The organism is Streptomyces sp. NPDC040622 (genome assembly GCF_055593965.1).
Map to the genome: position 1 here is coordinate 201,357 of NZ_JBVIXD010000013.1, position 21,553 is coordinate 222,909.

Here is a 21,553-nt window from a genome sequence, read left to right on the forward strand (position 1 = left end):
CAGCCCGGCAATCGTTACATAAGGGACTGGTCAAGCCCTTGTGCCACACCGCCCCCGGCACCGAGCGCGATGCCGAGCGGCGTGCACTCGTAGAACACCTGGTGCCCGTACCGCCGGGCCACGAGAAGCCCGGCGTCCCGCAGTGCGCCCAGGTGCGCCGAGACCGTCGACGGCGCGAGCCCGAGCCGGTGCGCGAGCGCCGACGTGGTGGCCGGCGCGTCCAGCGCGGTCAGGACGGTGGCCCGCCCGCGGCCGAGGAGGCGTACGAGCGCCTCGGGAGTACGGTCGGCCGGCTCGGCCCACAGCCCCGCGATGCCCCGTACCGGATAGGCGACCGTCGGCTGCCACGGCCAGTCGAAGCCGCTGACCACGTCCGGCCACGAGAACACGCTCGGGATGAGGATCAGCCCCTGCCCCGACAGGTGCCGCACGTGGTCGTCCCGCCACTCGACGGTCAGCGTCCCCTCGTCCCACGTCAGCCGCCGGTCGAGCTCGGGGAGCAGCGCGCCGAGGCCGACCTCCGCGAGCCTGCGCGAGTGGAAGGCGACATCGGCCTCCAGGAGTGCCCGCAGCCGCGGCCAGTCCGGCTCGATCAGCGCGTGCCAGGCGGCCTCCATGGCGTCCGCCAGCTCCTGGACCGCGCGCGCGGGATCGGCGAGCAGGGCCCGGCCCTTCGGTGAATCCGCGGCGCCCGGGGTGCAGGCGAGCGCGCGTGCCATGTCGTCCGCCGCGGCCGCCGGATCGGCCGCGCGGACCCCCGCGATCTCCTCGTCGAAGCGGGCCGCGGGACCGATCGGCGGCGGCCCCAGGAAGTCGGGGGAGTGCCCGCGCCGGGGCATCAGGAGCCACAGGCCGGAGAGGTCGAGCCCGTGGCTCGCCGCACGGATCCGGCGCAGCCACTGCGGGTGGTAGCCGTGCCGCTCCGGGCGCTTGAGGGTCCGTACGGCCTCCTGCGTCTCCCACAGCGGCGACACCGCGAACCGGCAGCGCAGCAGGTCGTCCTGCCCGAAGTGGAAGTGGAACGGCACGGAATCCCCCATGCTCCGGCTGCTTGCTCCGGACGGAGATTCGCCGGAGACCGAAACTTTAGGGCAGGGCGTCCGCCCGCGTGAGGCTGCGCCCATGCCCGACACCGCACCCCCACCCGAACCCACCCCTGCCGCCACCGGGTCCCTCCCCGCCGACGCGTCCGCCGGGTACGCCCGCGTCTTCGCCGTGCGCGAGTTCCGCGCGGTCTTCGTCGCGCACGCGCTCTCGCTGCTCGGCGTCGTCGTCAGCGAGATCGCGCTGACCGTCCTGGTCTACGGGCTCACCGGATCGCCGCTGCTCAGCGCGCTCACCTTCGCGCTCGGCATGCTCCCGTACCTGGTCGGCGGGACCCTGCTCGCCGGGATCGCCGACCGGTACCCGCCCCGGCGGGTGCTCGTCGTGTGCGACCTGATCTGCGCCGGGTGCGCCGGACTGATGGCGCTGCCCGCCACCCCCGTGGCCGGGCTGCTGGCGCTGCGCTGCGCCATCGCCCTCGTCTCGCCCGTCTTCAACGGCACCCGGATGGCGACCCTCACCGACATCCTCGGCGACGGCGACGTGTTCGTGCTCGGCCGCTCCGTGCTGCGCATCGTCTCGCAGAGCTCCGTCCTGGCCGGGTTCGGGCTCGGCGGCGTCCTGCTCACGTTCGTGACGCCGCGCGGGGCGCTCGTGATCACCCTCTGCACGTTCGTGGCCTCGGCGCTGTTGCTGCGCTGCGGGACCCGTCGGCGCCCCGCACGCGCCGGGGGCGGCGGTGGCGGCACCCTCGTGCGGTACTCGCTGGGCGGCGCCCGGCAGGTGCTCGGCGACCGGCGGGTCCGGGCCCTGCTGCTGCTCTTCTGGGTGCCGCCCATGTTCATGGTCGTCCCCGAGGTGCTCGCCGCGCCCTACGCGGACGAGATCGGCGTCGGCGTCGCGGGTGTGGGGCTGCTCATGTGCGCGCTGCCGGTGGGCACCATCGCGGGCGAGCTGTACGCCGGTTCCGCGCTGTCCGCGTCCGCCCGCGCCCGCGTCGTGCTCCCCCTCGCCTCGCTCACGCTGCTCCCGCTCGCCGTGTACGCCCTCACCCCCGGCCTCGTTCCCTCGCTGGCCGCCCTCGCGCTCGCCGGCGCGGGATCGGCGTACACCCTGGGGCTTGACCGCTGGTTCGTCGACGCCGTCCCCGACGGGCTGCGGGGCCGCGCGATGACGGTGCACACGGCGGGGCTGATGACGATCCAGGGCGTCGGCATGGCGCTGGCGGGTCTGGCCGCGGAGTTCTGGGCGGTGAGCACGGTCGTCGCGGGCGCGAGCGTCCTCGGTACGGTGTGCTGTCTGCTCCTCGCGCGGGAGGTGCGGCGCACGCGGGGCCCGGGAGCGGGGGCCCCGGAGCGTACGGCGGCGGCCGGCGGGGAACGTACGCCCGAATTGCGAGACGGGGCTGACCAGCATGTGACCGGCGGGTAAGGTCGATGCCGTGCCGAAGCCGCTCAGCCTCCCCTTCGATCCCATCGCCCGCGCCGACGAGCTCTGGAAGCAGCGCTGGGGATCGGTCCCGGCCATGGGCGCGATCACCTCGATCATGCGTGCGCACCAGATCCTGCTCGCCGAGGTGGACGCGGTCGTCAAGCCGTACGGACTGACCTTCGCGCGCTACGAGGCGCTGGTCCTGCTCACGTTCTCGCAGGCCGGCGAGTTGCCGATGTCGAAGATCGGCGAGCGGCTCATGGTGCACCCGACGTCGGTCACCAACACGGTGGACCGCCTGGTGAAGTCCGGCCTGGTCGCCAAGCGCCCCAACCCCAACGACGGCCGAGGCACGCTCGCCTCCATCACGGAGAAGGGCCGCGAGGTCGTCGAGGCGGCCACCCGCGAGCTGATGGCGATGGACTTCGGGCTCGGGGTGTACGACGCGGAGGAGTGCGCGGAGATCTTCGCGATGCTGCGGCCCTTGCGGGTGGCGGCGGAGGACTTCGAGGACAGGGGCTGACGGCCGGGGCCACGGTTCCCGCAGGTCGGCGCGGTGTCCCCACGCCGGTGGGGGTGGTCCGCGAAGAGCGCTCACCCACTGCCGGGTGATGGCGTGCTCCCCGCCGACGCGGGGGTTTTCCGGGCGGTTACGCTCGTAGTCATGAAATCCAGCGTGCTGACCCGCTACCGGGTGATGGCTTACGTCACCGCCGTCATGCTTCTCATCCTGTGCGCGTGCATGGTGGCCAAGTACGGCTTCGAAAAGGGCGAGGGTCTGACGCTCGTCGTGTCGCAGATCCACGGCGTGCTCTACATCATCTACCTGATCTTCGCCTTCGACCTGGGGTCCAAGGCGAAGTGGCCCTTCGGCAAGCTCCTGTGGGTGCTGGTCTCCGGCACGATCCCGACGGCCGCGTTCTTCGTGGAGCGCAAGGTCGTCCGTGAGGTCGAGCCGCTGATCGCCGACGGCACGCCGGCCACGGCCAAGGCGTAACGCCGACCGCCACGGGCAAGCCCGTGGCGGTTCCCCATCGACATTTACTAGGACGTCCTAGTAAATTTGACGGCATGGACGCTGACGCGATTGAGGAAGGCCGCCGACGCTGGCAGGCCCGTTACGACAAGGCCCGCAAGCGCGACGCGGACTTCACCACGCTCTCCGGCGACCCGGTCGAGCCCGTCTACGGGCCCCGGAGCGGCGACACGTACGACGGGTTCGAGCGGATCGGCTGGCCGGGCGAGTACCCCTTCACCCGCGGCCTCTACCCGACCGGCTACCGCGGCCGGACCTGGACCATCCGCCAGTTCGCGGGCTTCGGCAACGCCGAGCAGACGAACGAGCGCTACAAGATGATCCTGGCCAACGGCGGCGGCGGCCTCTCCGTCGCCTTCGACATGCCGACCCTCATGGGCCGCGACTCCGACGACCCGCGCTCGCTCGGCGAGGTCGGGCACTGCGGCGTGGCCATCGACTCCGCCGCCGACATGGAGGTCCTCTTCAAGGACATCCCGCTCGGCGACGTGACGACCTCCATGACGATCAGCGGGCCCGCCGTGCCCGTCTTCTGCATGTACCTCGTGGCCGCCGAGCGCCAGGGCGTCGACCCCGCCGTCCTCAACGGCACGCTCCAGACCGACATCTTCAAGGAGTACATCGCGCAGAAGGAGTGGCTCTTCCAGCCCGAGCCGCACCTGCGCCTGATCGGCGACCTGATGGAGCACTGCGCGCGCGACATCCCCGCGTACAAGCCGCTCTCGGTCTCCGGTTACCACATCCGCGAGGCCGGGGCGACGGCCGCGCAGGAGCTCGCGTACACCCTCGCGGACGGGTTCGGGTACGTGGAACTCGGCCTTTCGCGCGGGCTCGACGTGGACGTGTTCGCGCCGGGGCTCTCCTTCTTCTTCGACGCGCACCTCGACTTCTTCGAGGAGATCGCCAAGTTCCGCGCCGCCCGCCGCATCTGGGCGCGGTGGCTGCGGGACGTCTACGGGGCGCGCACGGACAAGGCGCAGTGGCTGCGGTTCCACACGCAGACCGCCGGCGTCTCGCTCACCGCGCAGCAGCCGTACAACAACGTCGTGCGCACCGCGGTCGAGGCGCTCTCCGCGATCCTCGGCGGCACCAACTCCCTGCACACCAACGCCCTCGACGAGACGCTCGCCCTGCCCAGCGAGCAGGCCGCCGAGATCGCGCTGCGCACCCAGCAGGTGCTGATGGAGGAGACCGGCGTCGCCAACGTGGCGGACCCGCTGGGCGGCTCCTGGTACATCGAGCAGCTCACCGACCGCATCGAGGCCGACGCCGAGAAGATCTTCGAGCAGATCAAGGAGCGCGGCCGTCGCGCCCACCCGGACGGGCAGCACCCGATCGGTCCGATCACCTCGGGCATCCTGCGGGGCATCGAGGACGGCTGGTTCACCGGCGAGATCGCCGAGTCGGCCTTCCAGTACCAGCAGTCCCTGGAGAAGGGCGACAAGCGGGTCGTCGGCGTCAACGTGCACCACGGCTCCGTCACCGGCGACCTGGAGATCCTCCGCGTCAGCCACGAGGTCGAGCGCGACCAGGTGCAGGAGCTCACCGGGCGCAAGGACGGGCGGGACGACGCGCGCGTACGGAGTTCCCTCGACGCGATGCTGGCCGCCGCGCGGGACGGCTCGAACATGATCGGGCCGATGCTGGAGGCCGTGCGCGCCGAGGCGACACTCGGCGAGATCTGCGGTGTCCTCCGGGACGAATGGGGCGTTTACACCGAACCGCCCGGCTTCTGAGGCCGTCCGAAAAAGACAGGTGTGATTTCCGGGGGCCGGGGTAGGTGCGGCCGCGTCAGCCGTCCCAGCCCTTGGAGTCACCGTTGAGCTCGACCGGCCACGCCCGCACTGCCGCATTCGCCATAGGCGCCGCCACCGTCACCGTCCTCGGTGCGCTGTTCGCGACCGGCTCCGGTGAGGTCAGTGCGAGCCCGCCGCCGGAGCCCAAGGTCCAGGACGACTTCGACTCGCTGGGCCCCGAGGTCCGTGCGGCGAAGCTCTCCGACGGGCGGACGGCGCACTATTCGGACACCGGCAACAAGGACGGCAAGCCGGTCCTGTTCATCGGCGGCACCGGCACCAGCGCCCGCGCCTCGCACATGACGGACTTCTTCCGCACGACGCGCGAGGACCTGGGCCTGCGTCTCATCTCCGTCGAGCGCAACGGCTTCGGCGACACCGCGTACGACAAGAACCTCGGCAAGGCCGACTTCGCGAAGGACGCCCTCGAAGTCCTCGACCGGCTCGACGTGGACGACGTGTCCGTCATCGCGATCTCCGGCGGCGGCCCGTACGCGGCCGAGCTCGCCGCCCGGGCCCCCGAGCGGATCTCGCAGCTCCACCTCGCCGCCGCCCTGCCGCCGGCCGGCGAGAAGCCCGCCTACTGCGACCTGTCCGACGACGCGCTCGCCGCGGCCGTGAAGGACCAGATCAAGGACCCGCGCAAGTGGTGGGCCTTCCCCGACGACAGCCCCGTGAAGTCGATCCCGGGCTTCGTCGACACGGCGTACGAAGAGGGCGCGCGCACCTACAACCAGCGCGGCCAGCAGGCGGACCCGGCGCCGCAGGTGCACGAGCAGAAGCTGTACTGCCAGCGCCCCGCCCCCGACCTGTCCAGGCTCGACGCCCCGGTCTACCTCTACGGCGGCAAGAAGGACACCACCGTGCCGCCGGCCACGCTGAAGACGTGGCAGCAGGCGCTGCCCGGCGAGGAGAAGGTGCGGACGTACGCGGACTCCGGGCACGACGTGCAGTACCGCCACTGGGACCAGATCCTGGTCGACCTCGCCGGGCACGGGGACCGCACGGTCGTGTGCAAGGGCGGCAAGACCCGCGTCCTGGTCGCCAGCGAGGCCGAGCGGTTCGTCGCCAAGGGCAAGGCCACGCTGGGCAGTTGCGCCTGGAAGAAGAAGTAGACCGCACGCGCGTCCGGAAGACGGGCCTCAGGGCTCGGGCAGGGTGAGGCGGAACTGCGCGCCGCCTCCCGGCGCCCGTTCCGCCGTCAGCTCCGCCCCGTGCGCGTGCGCGATCTGCCGGGCCATCGCAAGGCCCAGGCCCGAGCCCGGCAGCGCGCGGGCCTTCTCGGCACGGTAGAACCGGTCGAAGACGTACGGCAGATCCTCCTCGGCGATACCGGGACCATGGTCACGCACGGTCAGCGCGGTAGCGGTCAGCGAGACCTCGACGGGCGCGCCCGCCGGGCTGAACTTGGCCGCGTTGTCCAGGAGGTTGGTGAGCAGCCGGGAGAGCCGCGCCGGTACGCCGGGGACGCTGAGGTCCACCGCCTCCGGCGCCACGTGGAGCGTGAAGGGGACGGCGGGCCAGTGGCCGCGCGCCGCGTCCACCGCGTGCCCGGTCAGCGGCGCGAGCCGCACCTCTTCGAGCAGCGGTTGCGGCTCCTCGTCCCTCGCCAGCTCGATCAAGTCGTTGACCAGACCGGTGACTTCGCGCAGCTGCCGCCCGAGCGCCGCGGACGCGCGCTCGCGCTGTGCGTCCGTCAACCGGTCTGCCTTGGCGAGGAGTTCGGCGTTGGTGCGCAGCGCGGTGAGCGGGGTGCGCAGCTCGTGCGAGGCGTCGGCGACCAGGCGGCGGCGGGCCGCGACGGATTCCTCCAGCTCGGCGAGCATCGTGTTGAACGTGGTGGCCAGGCGCGTGACCTCGTCCTGATGCCCCTCTCTCCCCGGCGGGCCCGGCGGCAGCTCGATGCGGTGGCGGGCGTCCCGGGTGGCCGCGATGCGCTCGGCCGTCGCGGTGAGACGGGTGATCGGCGCGAGACCGGTGCGCGAGACCCAGTAGCCGCCGACCCCGGAGAGCAGCACGCCGGCGCCGCCCACCGCCGAGAGCAGCGACGCGGCCTGGCTGACACCGCGCTCGGCGATGTCGGCGCGCAGGGCGACCTGGACGGCGTCGCCCTCGCCGTAGTGCGTCGTGTACATCCGCGTCGGCTTCCCGTGCAGCGTCAGGCTCGTGTAGTACGGCCTCGCCTGCCCGGCCGCGACCGCGCGGGTCTGCGCGGTCACCGGCAGCAGATACGGCTTGGCCGGGTCGTCCTCGGCAGTGGCGGGGACGATCTGGGAGCAGGCGGGGGCGCCCAGGAAGCGGCACTCGCCCGTGACGACGCCGGGCTCCGTGTCGTAGTGCCGCTGCTGCGCGATGAGCGTCGCCGACTGCGCGAGGTTCTGGTCGAGCTGCTGGTAGAGCTTGTAGCGGATCACGAAGAACGCGGCGGCGCACACCCCGACCGCCACCAGCGCCACGGCGGCCGCCGCGGCCACCGCGAGGCGGGTGCGCAGCGGCCTGCGCCGCCGCCAGCGCGCGCCGAGCCTGCGCCGGGCGCTCACGGGGAGCCCAGCCGGTAGCCGACGCCGTGCACGGTGTGCACGAGCCGGGGCTCGCCGCCCGACTCCAGCTTGCGGCGCAGGTAACCGACGTACACGGCGAGGGAGTTGGAGTCGGGGCCGAAGTCGCGGCCCCACACCGTCTGCTGGATCAGCTCGCGCGGCAGGACCTGCCCCGCGTTGCGCAGGAGCAGCTCCAACAGGACGGCCTCCGTGCGGCTGAACTCCACCCTGCGCCCGCCCCGGCGGCCGGTGCGGGTGGCCGGATCCAGGACGAGATCGCCGTACGCCAGGTCGTCGCCGTCGTCCGCGGCCCGCTCCGGCGTCGCCCGCCGCAGCAGCGCCCGCACCCGGGCCACCAGCTCGTCCAGGGCGAACGGCTTGACCAGATAGTCGTCGGCGCCCGCGTCCAGGCCGTCCACGCGCTCGCTCACCGAGCCCAGGGCGGTCAGCACCAGGACCGGGGTGCGGTCGCCCGCCGCGCGCAGCTGACGGCAGACCGCGAGGCCGTCCATCACCGGCATCAGGACGTCCAGGACCACCAGGTCCGGCTCCCAGCGGGCCACCGCCGTCAGCGCGCGGTGGCCGTCGGCCGCGCCCCGCACATGGTGCCCCTCGACCGTCAGGGCGTCCTCGACGGCGGCCCGCACCTCGGGGTCGTCGTCCACGACGAGGATCTTGTGCGCGGCCGGCTCACCCGCACCCGGCGGACCGCCCCTGCTGGTCAAGCTCGTGAAGCTCATGCACCAAAGGTGCCAAACGCGGCTCTTAAAACCCTCTTAGACCCTCGCGTGAAGCTCCACTGCCATGCGAACCACTCACTCCGACCGCGCCGCCGCCCCGGGCCGCGCCGGGCTCTCCGTCGTGATCGGCGCGGGCGGCACCGGTGGCCACATCTATCCGGGCCTCGCCCTCGCCGACGCGCTGCGCCGGGCCGTGCCCGGGGCGGTGATCTCCTTCGTCGGCACCGAGCGGGGCCTGGAGACCCGGCTGATACCGGACGCCGGGTACCGCCTCCACACCGTCGACATGATCCCCTTCGACCCCTCGCTCGGCGCCCGCCGCTACCTGCTGCCCGCCGCCCTCATGAAGTCCGGCGCCCAGTGCCGGGCCATCCTGCGCGAGCAGGGCGCGCAGATCGCCGTGGGCATGGGCGGCTACCCCAGCGCCCCCGTCATCGTCGGCGCCCGCATGGCGGGGCTGCCGAGCCTCATCCACGAGTCCAACGCCGTACCCGGCCGCGCCAACCGGTTCGCGGCCCGCCTCACCCCGAACATCGCGGTCGCCTTCGACCGCAGCCGCGCCCACCTGCCGGGCGGCGACCGCGCCCACACCACCGGGATGCCCATCGCCGCGCCGCTCGCCGCGCTCGACCGGGCCGCGCTGCGCGACGAGGCCCGCCGCGCGCTCGGCGTGCCCGCCGGGGCCCGCCTCGTCCTCTTCAACGGCGGCAGCCTGGGCGCCGCCCGCCTCACCGAGGCCGCGGTGGGCCTCGCGGCGCGCTGGCGGGACCGCACGGACGTGCACCTCCTCGTCAAGACCGGACCCGCGGCACTGGAGGAGACGCGCGCCCGGCTCGCTCTCGACGGCGGGGACGCCGTCGCCCGGGCCGTCCCCTACCTCGACCGCATGGACCTGTCCTACGCCGCCGCCGACCTCGTCGTGTGCCGCGCAGGCTCCGCGACGGTCGCCGAACTCGCCGCCACCGGCGTGCCCGCCGTCCTCGTGCCCTACCCGCACGCGCCCGGCGACCACCAGACCCACAACGCCCGCGTCCTCTCCGATGCCGGCGCGGGCCTCCTGCTGCCCGACGCCGAGACCACCGCGGACCGCCTCGCGCAACTGCTCGGCCCCCTGCTCGCCGACCCGGCGCGGCTCGCCGCGATGAGCGGCGCCGCGGACCCCGGCCCGCACGCCCGCGCCGCCGACCTGCTGGCCGCGCAGGTCCTCCGACTCGCCCAGATCACGCCCCACCGCTTGGAGTACGCATGAACACCGCCGCAGCCGCCCTGGAGAACTTCTCCTGGAAGAACCGCACCGTCCTCGTCACCGGCGCCGAGGGCTTCATCGGCTCGACACTCGTCGACCTGCTGCTCGACGCGGGCGCGAAGGTCCGCGCCCTCGTGCACTACAAGCCGTACGCGGAGAAGGGGCACCTCGCGCACCTCATCGGCGACCCGAGGGTCGAGATGATCGCGGGCGACGTACGGGACGCGGGGCGGGTCATGGACGCGGTCGCCGGGTGCGACACCGTCTTCCACCTCGCCGCGCTCATCGGCATCCCCTACTCGTACGACTCCCCGGGCGCGTACGTCCAGACGAACGTGGTCGGCACCGAGAACGTCGCCGAGGCGTGCGGGCGGCACTCCGTGCGGCGGCTCGTCCACACCTCCACCAGCGAGGTGTACGGGACCGCGCGCACGGCGCCGATCGCCGAGTCGCACCCGCTCCAGCCGCAGTCGCCGTACTCCGCCTCGAAGATCGGCGCCGACATGATGGCGCTCTCGCACTGGCACGCCTTCGAGCTGCCCGTGACGGTCGTCCGGCCCTTCAACACCTACGGTCCCCGGCAGTCGGCGCGCGCCGTGATCCCCACGATCCTCGCCCAACTGCACGCGGGCGCGCGGGAGATCAAGCTCGGCTCGCTGACGCCCACGCGGGACTTCACGTACGTCACGGACACGGCGCGCGGCTTCATGGCGATGGCGGTCGCCGACCGGGCGCTCGGCCACGCGGTGAACCTCGGCGTGGGCCGGGAGATCTCCATCGGGGACCTCGCGCAGGCGCTGATCGAGGCGTCCGGGCGGGAGGCGTCGGTCGTCGTCGACCCGGCGCGGCTGCGGCCCTCCGGCAGCGAGGTCGAGCGGCTCCTCTCGGACAACTCCCGTGCGCGGGAGTGGGCGGGCTGGGAGCCCCAGGTCTCCCTCGCGGAGGGTCTCAAGCTCACCTCGGCGTGGGTGGCGGACCATCTCCGGCTCTTCGCGCCGGACCGCTATCAGGTCTGATTCCTCCTCGCCGGGGGGCGGTTGGGGGGTGGGGGGAGTCCTGTCCCGCCGCTGCGCGGCGGACACGTCCCCACCCACCCACCGACTTGCCCCGCGCCGCCCTCTGGCCGCAGGGGCCCGTCGGCGGCCGCTCAGCCCCCGAACCCCGTCCGAGCCCGCCCAGCCCCGGGCGCCTCACCCCTCAAGGCCTCCCGCCCCGCCCTGCGCCGCGGCCAACCCCCCGAGCAGCAGCAGCGTGAAGCGGCGGGCCCAGGCCTCGTCCACCGGTTCCGCGCTGACCAGTGCCCGGTGGACCACCGCTCCCGCCGTCACGTCGAAGATCAGGTCCGTGGTCTGGCGGGCCGACTCCTCGTCGGGCTCGGGCGGGAGTTCGCCGCGTTCCTGGGCCCGCTTGCGCCCCGCGAGGACCAGTCGCTTCTGGCGGTCCACGATGGACTCGCGGATGCGGTCCCGCAGGGGCTCGTCCGTCGTCGACTCCGCGACCACCGCCATCAGCGCCGTCTTCGTCTCGGGGCGTCCGAGCAGCAGCGCGAACTGCAGGACGACGCCCTCGATGTCGGCGGCGAGACTGCCCCGGTCGGGCAGTTCCAGTTCGTCGAAGAGTTCGGCCACCGCGTCCACGACCAGCTCGCTCTTGCCCGCCCAGCGCCGGTACAGGGTCGTCTTGGCGACGCCCGCCCGCGTGGCGACCGCGCCGAGGGTCAGCTTGGACCAGCCGAGCTCGACGAGGCCCTGCCGGGTCGCCTCCAGGATCGCGGCGTCGGCGGTCGCGCTGCGCGGGCGCCCGCCGGTGCGGTGGGGAGGAGTGGTGCGGCTCTGCATGCCCGCGACCATACCGGCCAGTACGGAGCGTTCCGGGGTGCCGAGTGAGAGAGATCACCGCAGGCCTCTCCCCACGTGCGGGACCCGACAGTTACGCTACGACCTGTAGCGAAAGCTCGTGAGCGCGGCGGAACGCACGCCTCGTACGCCATGAGCGAGAGCCACGAGAGACAACCACGAAAGACAGTCACGCAGCACGACCACCGGCCCGGGGTGGGGACTTCGGGCCAACCACCGGTCCGCTTTCGGACCTTGGGCAGACATCGGGCCGTGCGCCCCGTGGCCCCGCAATCCGGCGGGGGGTCACGGACGGGCGCGGTTCCCGCACGGGTTGGGGGAGGATGTACTCATGCAGCCACGGAACATGTCCATGAGCGGAGTCGTCGACCTCGCCGCGGTGAAGTCGGCCCAGGAAGCCAAGGCCAAGGCGGAGCAGGCGCGCGCCGAAGCGGCACGGCAGGGCGGGGGCGCGGCGGGCGCCGCGGTCTCCCCGGCCTCCCTCGTCATCGATGTCGACGAGGCGGGCTTCGAGCGCGAGGTCCTGCAGCGCTCCACCGAGGTCCCGGTCGTCATCGACTTCTGGGCCGAGTGGTGCGAGCCGTGCAAGCAGCTGAGCCCCCTTCTGGAGCGGCTCACGCGGGAGTACAACGGCCGTTTCCTCCTTGCCAAGATCGATGTCGACGCGAACCAGATGCTGATGCAGCAGTTCGGGGTCCAGGGGATCCCGGCTGTCTTCGCGGTGGTGGCCGGACAGGCCCTGCCGCTCTTCCAGGGTGCCGCCCCCGAGGCGCAGATCCGCCAGACCCTGGACCAGCTCATCCAGGTCGGCGAGGAGCGCTTCGGCCTGACCGGCCTGGTCGTCGACGGCGACGCCCAGGGCCAGGAGGCCCCCGAGCCGGCCGAGGTGCCCGCCGGTCCGTACGACGCCCTCCTCGAAGCGGCCGTCCAGGCGCTGGACGCGGGCGATCTGGCCGGCGCCGTCCAGGCGTACAAGAACGTGCTCAGCGACGATCCGGCCAACACCGAGGCCAAGCTCGGCCTCGCCCAGGCGGAACTGCTCCAGCGCGTGCAGGGCCTGGACGCGCAGACGGTGCGCAAGGACGCGGCCGAGAAGCCGGCGGACGTGCAGGCGCAGATCGCCGCCGCCGACCTGGACCTGGTGGGGGGCCATGTCGAGGACGCCTTCGGACGGCTCATCGACGCGGTGCGGCGCACGGCCGGCGACGACCGGGATGCGGCACGGGTACGTCTGCTCGAACTGTTCGAGGTCGTGGGTGCCGAGGACCCGCGGGTGACGGCGGCGCGCACCTCGCTCGCCAGGGTGCTCTTCTGACCGACGCCCCCACCTCTTCGCGGGGGCGATCATCGACCCTCGCGCTGACCAGTCCCTAAACACCGGTGCTGGTGATGCCGGAGTGAAAAGTCTGTTCACAGGACGCAACAGCGGCCGCGTTTTACCAAAACTTGGTAAACGCGGCCGCTGTTACTTGGAGTAAGACAACGGCTTCCTTCTGAGCGCATTCGCCCGCTCGTGTCCCGTTCTGCTCCGGCCGATTGAGCCACCGTCTGTGCCCGTTCGATACCGCCCGGTCGCGCTTCGGTTATCCGGCCGTTACTAGCGAGTAACGAACCCCCTTGTGCGGGGGCCGAGAATGCACCACGATCGGCGACGCTCGGTCCGATAATCCGCAGCCCGACAGCCGGTCGGGAACGGGCTTTCTGGGTCCCCACCGAGCAGGCCGGTGACGCCGTCGCCGGTCTGGACAGGGGGGTCTCTGCCGGTCCCGGCAGGGCCTGTCCGTGAGGTTGTGCGTGATGCGTCAGGCGCGACCAGTGGTTGTCGCTCGGGGGTGATCGCCGGTGAAGAGTGGTGCGGTTGCGCGCCTCCGATGCGGGCGCTCTCCTTCCCGAGGACGTAGCACTTCTCCCATCCCTGCCCGGCTGAGCCGCCCGAACGGGAGCAGTCAGGGCCGGAGATGTACGTCCGAGAAGGAGGAAAGTCATGGAGTCCGTGGCTCGTGGCGGAACCAGATGGAAGCGGTTCGCCGTGGTCATGGTGCCGAGCGTCGCGGCGACAGCCGCGATAGGCGTCGCCCTGTCCCAGGGTGCGCTCGCGGCATCGTTCAGTGTGTCCGGTCAGCAGTTCAAGGTGACTGCGAAGGAGCTCAAGGGTACGGGATTCGTCCAGTACGGAGCCCTGGACAGCGGCAAGTCGGGTAACCACCCGGTCGCCGTCGTCGGTCTCGAAGAGGCCACTATCACCAACCTCTGCCAGTCGGTGGTCGTGCCGGTCCCGGTCTTCGGCGATGTGTCGATGACCCTCAAGGCCGGTGGCGAGGGTGGTCCGAAGGTAGAGGCCAAGAAGCTCTACATCGACGCCGATGACCTGAAGGCCAACGCGACCTTCCACAAGGTCGACATCGGCGTCTCGGTCGACCAGACCACCAAGGGACCGGGTCCGGCGAAGGGCGACAAGTACGCCCCGGACTCGTTCGCGCAGCAGGCGGAGTCGGTGAAGTTCACCGACGTCAAGCAGCGTGCGTGGGCGACCACCGCCGGCACCTTCAAGCTCTCTGGCCTGGGCATGTCGGTCAAGAAGGGCAAGCACGAGTGCTACTAGGGCAGTTGATGCCCTAGCGGGCCGCATCAGGCGGCCCGGTGCGCACTCGATGCGATGAGTACGGCCGGGCGCGGGGGCGCGACGGCACATGACGGAGCCGTCCCCGTGCCCGAATCCGCACGACACACAGAACCAACGCCATTCCCGAGGAGCTGTACGACATGAGCGCCGAAGCGCAAGTGGGACTGGGCGACAAGCTCGGCCGGATGCGCCGATCGTTCCGAGGGTGGCGCGGTCAGCGCCCGTTCTGGGGTGGTCTGCTGACACTGCTCGGTGGCATCCCGATCATGTATTTCCCGTACGCGAACCTCACGCTCGGCACGATGACGATCCGGATGGCGACCACCGCCGGTGCCGGATCGCTGATCATCGGCGTGCTGTTGGTCGTGCTCGGCCTGACCATGTGGTTCCAGCCGCACTCCCGGGTCTTCGCGGGTGTCGCGGCGATTCTGCTCGCTCTGGTCTCCCTGGTGGTCTCCAACTTCGGCGGCTTCGTCATCGGCTTCCTGCTCGCCCTGATCGGCGGCGCCCTCGGCGTCTCCTGGGCGCACGCGAAGCCTGCCGGTGAACCCGCGAGGGGATCCGCGACCGGAGAGTCCGACGGCCCCGCGGGCGACGGGGTGCCCGAGCCCACCGGTGCGGCCGGCGCGGGTGGGGTGAACGGCGAACAGGACCATCTGTCAGGAACGAGCCCGACAAACGGGACGAACGGGAGGCACCGTGCCGGCTGACGAGGTGCACCACGAGGGCTTCGCGGCGGAGCCCCGTGCGAGAACCGGGCCGCGCCACGCGGCACCCAGGAAGCCGCTGCTGACCCGGCTGCAGGTTCCCGCGGGGAAGGCGATAGCCATCGCCGCCATGCCCACCGCCGTGCTCATGGGCATGGGGCTGACCCCCACGCTCGCCCAGGCCAAGCCGGGTGTCCCCGACAACCCCTTCCAGGACGGCCCGTGTGTCACGGCGCCGGACAAGGACGCCGAGGACTCCGCCGAGGACGCGAAGAAGGACGCCGCGGACAAGGCGAAGGAAGAGGCGGCCAAGAAGAAGGCGGCCGAGGACGCCAAGAAGTCGGCGGACAAGGACGACAAGGCCGACGGGGACGGGACCAAGAAGGACGACGCCAAGGAGCCCACTCCGTCCGACTCGCCCTCATCGGGCGACAAGGCGGACGAGGACGACGAGGCCGGGCCCACCCCGTCCACCGGGGAGAAGGACGGCGACGACGGCGCCAAGGAGCCCGAGAAGGCTCCCGAGCCGACCGAGACCAAGAACCCCTGGGACCCGCTGGGTGTCGGCGACGCCCTCAAGGACGTCTTCACGCCCGACGACAAGAAGTCCGAGACCCCGGAGCCGACCCCGTCCGAGTCCGAGGAGGGCACGTCCTCCGCCGGTTCCTCCGACGACGAGGCCGAGGAGTCCAAGGACGGCAAGGACGCCAAGGACCCGCTCAAGGACACGACGGACAGGGTCACCAAGCCCGTCGAGGACACCGTGGACGGGCTCAAGGACGGCCTGAAGGACGGCGCGGACGACGCCGGCGACAAGGCGGACAAGCTCAAGGAAGAAGCCGAGAAGGCGGCCCGGGAAGCGGCGAAGGAGAAGGCCGAGTCCACGGACCCGATGGCCCCGGACGAGAACGGCAAGAAGCCCTTCCCGTGCGTGGTCGAGAAGAAGGTCGACGGAGAGGCCGAGCGGACGCCCGCGCCGATCCCGAACCAGCCGTGGCAGCTGGAAGCCAGCTCCCTGACGCTCAAGGGCGCCGACTACCAGGGCGTCGTGAACCTGTCGATGCCCAACGGCCAGTCCAAGCAGGCCCTGAAGTACGTCGTCCAGAACACGGACATCGGTGACCTGCACCAGATCGTCGAAGGGCCGGCCGGCAAGAAGTACCACGTCCAGGCCGCCAAGGGCTCCACGTCCACCATCCGTGGCGGGGAGACGACGATGTACACCGAGCGGATCTCGGGCAAGCTGTTCGGTCTGATCCCGATCACCTTCGACCCCGAGCACCCGCCGCCGCTGAACATCCCGTTGATCTACTTCACCGACGTGAAGGTGCAGCAGGCGGGCCAGTTCGGCGGGGACCTGACGATTCCCGGTCTGCACCAGTCGATCACGGACTGAACGCGCTCCGCGACGGAACCGCGCGGAGCGCCGCCGAAGGAACCGCAGAAAGCGCCGAGGGCGCCCCCTTTCGCAGGGGGCGCCCTCTGTGTTTCCCGGTGACCGGCCGCGGGATCAGTCGCGGTCGCCGCCGCCCAGGTGGTGCACCCGGACCATGTTGGTGGTGCCGGGGACGCCGGGGGGCGAGCCGGCGGTGATGACGACGGTGTCGCCGTCGTTGAAGCGGTTGAGCTTGATCAGCTCGGCGTCGACGAGCTCGACCATCGCGTCGGTGTTGTCGACGTGCGGGACGACGTAGGTGTCCACGCCCCAGCTCAGCGAGAGCTGGTTGCGGGTGGCCTCGTCGGTGGTGAAGGCCAGGATCGGCTGGGCCGCGCGGTAGCGGGAGAGCCGCCGGGCGGTGTCACCGGACTGCGTGAAGGCGATGAGCGCCTCGGCGTCGAGGAAGTCCGCGATCTCGCACGCGGCACGGGCCACCGAACCACCCTGCGTACGCGGCTTCTTGCCGGGCACGAGCGGCTGCAGGCCCTTGGAGAGGAGCTCCTCCTCGGCCGCCTTGACGATCTTCGACATCGTCTTGACGGTCTCGATCGGGTACGCGCCGACACTCGACTCGGCCGACAGCATGACCGCGTCCGCGCCGTCCAGGATCGCGTTGGCGACGTCGGACGCCTCGGCGCGCGTGGGGCGCGAGTTGGTGATCATCGACTCCATCATCTGGGTCGCGACGATCACCGGCTTGGCGTTGCGGCGGCACATCTCCACGAGGCGCTTCTGCACCATCGGGACCTTCTCGAGCGGATACTCGACGGCCAGGTCACCACGGGCCACCATGATCCAGTCGAACGCCGCGACGACGCCCTCCATGTTGGCGACGGCCTGCGGCTTCTCGACCTTGGCGCCGACCGGGACGCGGCGCCCCTCCTCGTCCATGACCTTGTGGACGTCCTTGACGTCGTTGGCGTCGCGCACGAAGGACAGGGCGACCATGTCGCAGCCCATCTTCAGGGCGAAGCGCAGGTCCTCGATGTCCTTCTCGGAGAGCGCGGGCACGTTCACGGCCGCGCCGGGCAGGTTGATGCCCTTGTGGTCGGAGATGACACCGCCCTCGACGACGATCGTCTTCACGCGCGGGCCCTCCACCTCGACCACGCGCAGCTCGACGTTGCCGTCGTTGATCAGGACCTGGTCGCCCTTGGAGACATCGCCGGGCAGACCCTTGTAGGTCGTGCCGCAGATCGATTTGTCGCCCGGGACGTCCTCGGTGGTGATGGTGAACTCGTCACCGCGCACCAGCTCGACGGGGCCCTCGGCGAAGGTCTCCAGACGGATCTTGGGGCCCTGCAGGTCGGCGAGGACGCCGACGGCACGGCCCGTCTTCTCGGCGGCGGCCCGGACGCGGTCGTACCGCCCCTGGTGCTCGGCGTGCGTGCCGTGGCTGAAGTTGAAGCGGGCCACGTTCATGCCGGCCTCGATCAGCGAGACGAGCTGCTCTTCGGAGTCGACGGCGGGGCCCAGCGTGCAGACGATTTTGGAACGGCGCATGGGGGCGATCCTATCGGTTTGTTTCGCTACGGAATATTCCGTCTGGTGGAATCTACAAATGGGCGGATGCGCGCTCAGGCGTTGCGGTCGGCGACCAACGCATACGTCTGCGACGCGATCTCCAGTTCTTCGTCGGTCGGCACCACGGCGACGGCCACGCGCGCGTACTCCGGCGAAATCAGCCGCGCTTCGTCGGAACGTACGGAATTGAGCGCGCCGTCGACCGCGAGCCCCAGCTCTTCGAGGCCCGCCACCGCCGCCTCGCGCACCGGGGCGGCGTTCTCGCCGACGCCCGCGGTGAAGGCGATGGCGTCGACGCGGCCGAGCACCGCGTAATAGGCGCCGATGTACTTCTTCAGACGGTGGATGTAAATGTCGAAGGCGAGTGCCGCCTCCTGATCACCCTCGTCGACACGGCGCCGGATCTCCCGCATGTCGTTGTCGCCGCAGAGTCCGATCAGGCCGGACTTCTTGTTGAGCAGGACGTCGATCTCGTCGATGGACATTCCGCCGACCCGGGCCAGGTGGAAGATGACGGCCGGGTCCAGGTCACCGGAACGGGTACCCATCACGAGCCCCTCGAGCGGCGTGAGCCCCATCGACGTGTCGACGCACGTCCCGCCCCGCACGGCACTGGCCGACGCGCCGTTGCCCAGGTGCAGCACGATGACGTTGACGTCCTCGGGGGCCCGGCCGAGCAGCGCCGCGGTCTTGCGCGAGACGTACGCGTGGGACGTGCCGTGGAAGCCGTAGCGCCGCACCCGGTGCTCGTCGGCGGTCCGCACGTCGATCGCGTAGCGGGCCGCGGCCTCCGGCATCGTCGTGTGGAACGCGGTGTCGAAGACGGCGACCTGGGGCAGGTCGGGGCGCAGGGCCTGGGCGGTGCGGATGCCCGTGATGTTCGCCGGGTTGTGCAGCGGGGCGACCGGGACCAGGCGCTGGATCTCCGCGAGCACCTCGTCGGTGATCACCGTCGGCTCGGTGAACTTCAGACCGCCGTGCACCACCCGGTGCCCGATCGCGGCCAGTTCGGGGGAGTCGAGGCCGAGCCCGTCGGCGGCCAGCTCCTGGGCGACGGCCCTGAGCGCCGCCTCGTGGTCGGCGATCGGCTCCTCGCGCTCCCGGGACTCGGCGCCGCCGCCGGTCAGCGGGGTGTGCTTGAGCCGCGAGGTCTCCTCGCCGATCCGCTCGACCAGGCCCACGGCCAGGCGCGAGCTGTCGCGCATGTCGAGCAGCTGGTACTTCACCGACGAGGAGCCGGAGTTGAGGACGAGTACGCGGGTGGCGGTCACGGAATCGGGACGCTTTCTGTGGGGGATCAGCCGGCGGCCGGGGCCTGGGCCGGTGTCTGGGTCTGGGACTGGATCGCCGTGATGGCGACGGTGTTGACGATGTCCTGGACGAGCGCGCCCCGGGACAGGTCGTTGACCGGCTTGCGCAGGCCCTGCAGGACCGGGCCGACGGCGATCGCGCCGGCCGAGCGCTGCACGGCCTTGTAGGTGTTGTTGCCGGTGTTCAGGTCCGGGAAGATCAGCACGCTGGCCTGGCCCGCGACGTCCGAGCCGGGCAGCTTGGTGGCCGCGACGGAGGGCTCCACGGCGGCGTCGTACTGGATCGGGCCCTCGATCTTCAGGTCCGGGCGGCCGGCCCGCACCTTCTCGGTGGCCTCGCGCACCTTGTCGACGTCCGCGCCCGAACCCGACGTGCCCGTCGAGTACGAGAGCATCGCGATCCGGGGCTCCACGCCGAACTGCTGGGCGGTGGCGGCCGCCTGCACGGCGATGTCGGCGAGCTGCTCGGCGTTCGGGTCCGGGTTCACCGCGCAGTCGCCGTACACGAGGACCTTGTCGGCGAGGCACATGAAGAAGACCGACGAGACGATCGAAGCCTCCGGCTTGGTCTTGATGATCTCGAAGGCGGGCCGGATGGTCGCTGCGGTGGAGTGCACCGAGCCCGAGACCATGCCGTCGGCGAGGCCCTCCTGGACCATCAGCGTGCCGAAGTAGTTCACGTCCGCCACCACGTCGTACGCGAGCTCGACGGTGACGCCCTTGTGGGCGCGCAGCTCTGCGTACTTCGCGGCGAAACGGTCGCGCAGCTCGGAGGTCTGCGGGTCGGTGATCTCGGTGTCGGCGAGGTCCACGCCGAGGTCCGCGGCCTTCTTGCGGATCTGCTCGACCGGGCCGAGCAGGGTCAGGTCGCAGACGCGGCGGCGCAGCAGCACGTCGGCGGCGCGCAGCACGCGCTCCTCGGTGCCCTCGGGCAGCACGACGCGGCGCCGGTCGGCGCGGGCCCGCTCCAGCAGCTTGTGCTCGAACATCATCGGCGTGACACGGTCGCTGTTCGGCGCGGAGACGCGGCCCAGGAGGTCCGCGGTGTCGACGTACCGCTCGAACAGGCCGAGCGCGGTCTCCGCCTTGCGGGGAGTCGCCGCGTTCAGCTTCCCCTCCAGCGCGAAGAGCTCCGCGGCCGTGGGGAAGGAGCCGCCGGAGACCGCGATCACCGGGGTGCCGGGCGCGAGGCGGTCGGCGAGTGTGAGGATCTCCTGGCCGGGCTGCTCGTTCAGGGTCAGCAGGACGCCCGCGATCGGCGGGGTGCCCGCACTGTGCGCGGCGAGCGAGCCCACCACGAGGTCGGCGCGGTCCCCGGGGGTGACCACCAGGCAGCCGGGCGTCAGGGCGTTCAGGAAGTTCGGCAGCATGGCGCCGCCGAAGACGAAGTCCAGGGCGTCCCTGGCGAGCCCCGAGTCGTCGCCGAGCAGCACGCGGCCGCCCAGTGCGTGGGTGATCTGCGCGACGGTCGGCGCGGAGAGCGCGGCCTCGTCCGGCAGCACGTAGCAGGGCACGGGCAGGCGGGCCTCGAGGCGCTCGTGGATCTCGGCGCGGTCGGCCGGGGCCACCCGGTTGGTGATCATCGCGAGGACGTCGCAGCCGAGCGAGTCGTAGGCGCGGTAGGCGTTGCGCGTCTCGGCGCGCACCGACTCGGCGGTCTGGTTCTTGCCGCCGACGACGGGGAGCACGGAGGCGCCGAACTCGTTGGCGAGGCGGGCGTTGAGCGCGAGCTCGTCGGGGAGCTGGGTGGCGGCGAAATCCGTGCCCAGCACGAGGACGACTTCATAATCCCTCGCGACCCGGTGGAACCGGTCGACGAGCTGCGAGACCAGCTCGTCGGTGCCCTGCTCGGCCTGGAGCGCGGAGGCCTCGTGGTAGTCCATGCCGTAGACGGACGAGGCGTCCTGCGAGAGGCGGTAGCGGGCCCGCAGCAGGTCGAACAGGCGGTCGGGGCCGTCGTGGACGAGTGGCCGGAAGACGCCGACCCGGTCGACCTGGCGGGTCAGGAGCTCCATGACTCCCAGTTCGACGACCTGGCGACCGTCGCCCCGGTCGATCCCGGTCACGTACACGCTGCGCGTCACGCGTGCTCTCCCCTTCTGCCTGTCCTGCCTGGTGTCCTGCGGCTCGCCGGCGCGAGGTGTCCGGCGAGCTGGACAAAGTACCCGATATCGCGGCTGTGCCCTCTTGACAATACCTCTGCGGCTGGGTAGGTCGCCCGCCGGACGAAAGGCCCGACGAGGCCGGTACCAAGGTCCCTGC

The 21,553-nt window shown here is 71.6% G+C and carries 18 protein-coding genes; 11 read left to right on the forward strand and 7 right to left on the reverse strand.

The features are described 5' to 3' along the window. Positions 1-14: 14 nt before the first annotated feature. The gene (locus ACZ592_RS33760; RefSeq protein ID WP_471585532.1) at positions 15-1,028 is read right to left on the reverse strand and encodes an ArsR/SmtB family transcription factor; all 1,014 of its coding nucleotides are present in this window, start codon (positions 1,026-1,028) and stop codon (positions 15-17) included. Positions 1,029-1,122: 94 nt separating this feature from the next. On the opposite strand from ACZ592_RS33760, the gene ACZ592_RS33765 reads away from it, so the two are divergent. The 5 genes from ACZ592_RS33765 to ACZ592_RS33785 all read left to right on the forward strand — a co-directional run bounded on the left by ACZ592_RS33765 (position 1,123) and on the right by ACZ592_RS33785 (position 6,422). After that, complete coding sequence (locus ACZ592_RS33765) at positions 1,123-2,475, forward strand: MFS transporter (RefSeq protein WP_471585500.1); 1,353 nt, start codon at positions 1,123-1,125, stop codon at positions 2,473-2,475. A gap of 10 nt (positions 2,476-2,485) precedes the next feature. After that, positions 2,486-2,998, forward strand: a complete 513-nt coding sequence (locus ACZ592_RS33770; protein ID WP_471585501.1) for a MarR family winged helix-turn-helix transcriptional regulator — start codon at positions 2,486-2,488, stop codon at positions 2,996-2,998. Between the two features lie 141 nt (positions 2,999-3,139). Next, the gene (locus ACZ592_RS33775) at positions 3,140-3,472 is read left to right on the forward strand and encodes a DUF3817 domain-containing protein (RefSeq protein ID WP_471585502.1); all 333 of its coding nucleotides are present in this window, start codon (positions 3,140-3,142) and stop codon (positions 3,470-3,472) included. 74 nt (positions 3,473-3,546) lie between these two features. After that, on the forward strand, positions 3,547-5,247 hold the full coding sequence (locus tag ACZ592_RS33780) for an acyl-CoA mutase large subunit family protein (RefSeq protein WP_471585503.1): 1,701 nt from the start codon (positions 3,547-3,549) through the stop codon (positions 5,245-5,247). 83 nt (positions 5,248-5,330) lie between these two features. After that, positions 5,331-6,422, forward strand: a complete 1,092-nt coding sequence (locus tag ACZ592_RS33785; protein ID WP_471585504.1) for an alpha/beta fold hydrolase — start codon at positions 5,331-5,333, stop codon at positions 6,420-6,422. Between the two features lie 27 nt (positions 6,423-6,449). On the opposite strand, the gene ACZ592_RS33790 is transcribed toward ACZ592_RS33785, so the two are convergent. Continuing rightward, positions 6,450-7,847: a sensor histidine kinase gene (locus ACZ592_RS33790; protein ID WP_471585505.1), complete on the reverse strand. Its 1,398-nt coding sequence runs from the start codon at positions 7,845-7,847 to the stop codon at positions 6,450-6,452. Further along, positions 7,844-8,587, reverse strand: a complete 744-nt coding sequence (locus ACZ592_RS33795) for a response regulator transcription factor (RefSeq protein ID WP_471585506.1) — start codon at positions 8,585-8,587, stop codon at positions 7,844-7,846. Before ACZ592_RS33795 ends, ACZ592_RS33790 begins: the two co-directional genes overlap by 4 nt. A gap of 64 nt (positions 8,588-8,651) precedes the next feature. Here ACZ592_RS33795 and ACZ592_RS33800 point away from each other — a divergent pair, with 64 nt between their 5' ends. Both ACZ592_RS33800 and ACZ592_RS33805 read left to right on the forward strand, forming a co-directional pair. Continuing rightward, positions 8,652-9,836, forward strand: coding sequence for a UDP-N-acetylglucosamine--N-acetylmuramyl-(pentapeptide) pyrophosphoryl-undecaprenol N-acetylglucosamine transferase (locus ACZ592_RS33800; RefSeq protein WP_471585507.1), 1,185 nt, complete (start codon positions 8,652-8,654; stop codon positions 9,834-9,836). Continuing rightward, the gene (locus ACZ592_RS33805) at positions 9,833-10,849 is read left to right on the forward strand and encodes a GDP-mannose 4,6-dehydratase (protein WP_471585508.1); all 1,017 of its coding nucleotides are present in this window, start codon (positions 9,833-9,835) and stop codon (positions 10,847-10,849) included. The genes ACZ592_RS33800 and ACZ592_RS33805 overlap by 4 nt, the downstream gene beginning before the upstream one ends. Before the next feature lie 174 nt (positions 10,850-11,023). Here the strand turns inward: ACZ592_RS33805 and ACZ592_RS33810 are convergent, their stop codons facing one another. Beyond that, complete coding sequence (locus ACZ592_RS33810; RefSeq protein WP_471585509.1) at positions 11,024-11,671, reverse strand: TetR/AcrR family transcriptional regulator; 648 nt, start codon at positions 11,669-11,671, stop codon at positions 11,024-11,026. Positions 11,672-12,020: 349 nt separating this feature from the next. On the opposite strand from ACZ592_RS33810, the gene ACZ592_RS33815 reads away from it, so the two are divergent. From ACZ592_RS33815 to ACZ592_RS33830, 4 genes are all read left to right on the forward strand, one after another. Then, positions 12,021-13,004, forward strand: coding sequence for a tetratricopeptide repeat protein (locus ACZ592_RS33815; RefSeq protein ID WP_471585510.1), 984 nt, complete (start codon positions 12,021-12,023; stop codon positions 13,002-13,004). Positions 13,005-13,673: 669 nt separating this feature from the next. Further along, positions 13,674-14,291 (forward strand): DUF6230 family protein, encoded by a 618-nt coding sequence (locus ACZ592_RS33820; protein ID WP_471585511.1) that lies wholly within the window; start codon positions 13,674-13,676, stop codon positions 14,289-14,291. Positions 14,292-14,452: 161 nt separating this feature from the next. Then, on the forward strand, positions 14,453-15,022 hold the full coding sequence (locus ACZ592_RS33825) for a DUF6114 domain-containing protein (protein ID WP_471585512.1): 570 nt from the start codon (positions 14,453-14,455) through the stop codon (positions 15,020-15,022). Beyond that, the gene (locus ACZ592_RS33830) at positions 15,012-16,415 is read left to right on the forward strand and encodes a hypothetical protein (protein WP_471585513.1); all 1,404 of its coding nucleotides are present in this window, start codon (positions 15,012-15,014) and stop codon (positions 16,413-16,415) included. Before ACZ592_RS33825 ends, ACZ592_RS33830 begins: the two co-directional genes overlap by 11 nt. A 114-nt stretch (positions 16,416-16,529) precedes the next feature. Here the strand turns inward: ACZ592_RS33830 and pyk are convergent, their stop codons facing one another. From pyk to pta, 3 genes are all read right to left on the reverse strand, one after another. After that, positions 16,530-17,960 carry a pyruvate kinase gene (gene pyk, locus ACZ592_RS33835; RefSeq protein WP_471585514.1) on the reverse strand — a complete coding sequence of 477 codons (1,431 nt, stop codon included), beginning with the start codon at positions 17,958-17,960 and terminating at the stop codon, positions 16,530-16,532. Between the two features lie 74 nt (positions 17,961-18,034). Beyond that, the gene (locus tag ACZ592_RS33840; RefSeq protein ID WP_471585515.1) at positions 18,035-19,252 is read right to left on the reverse strand and encodes an acetate kinase; all 1,218 of its coding nucleotides are present in this window, start codon (positions 19,250-19,252) and stop codon (positions 18,035-18,037) included. Positions 19,253-19,278: 26 nt separating this feature from the next. Continuing rightward, positions 19,279-21,375 (reverse strand): phosphate acetyltransferase, encoded by a 2,097-nt coding sequence (gene pta / locus ACZ592_RS33845; RefSeq protein ID WP_471585516.1) that lies wholly within the window; start codon positions 21,373-21,375, stop codon positions 19,279-19,281. Between the last annotated feature and the right edge of the window lie 178 nt (positions 21,376-21,553).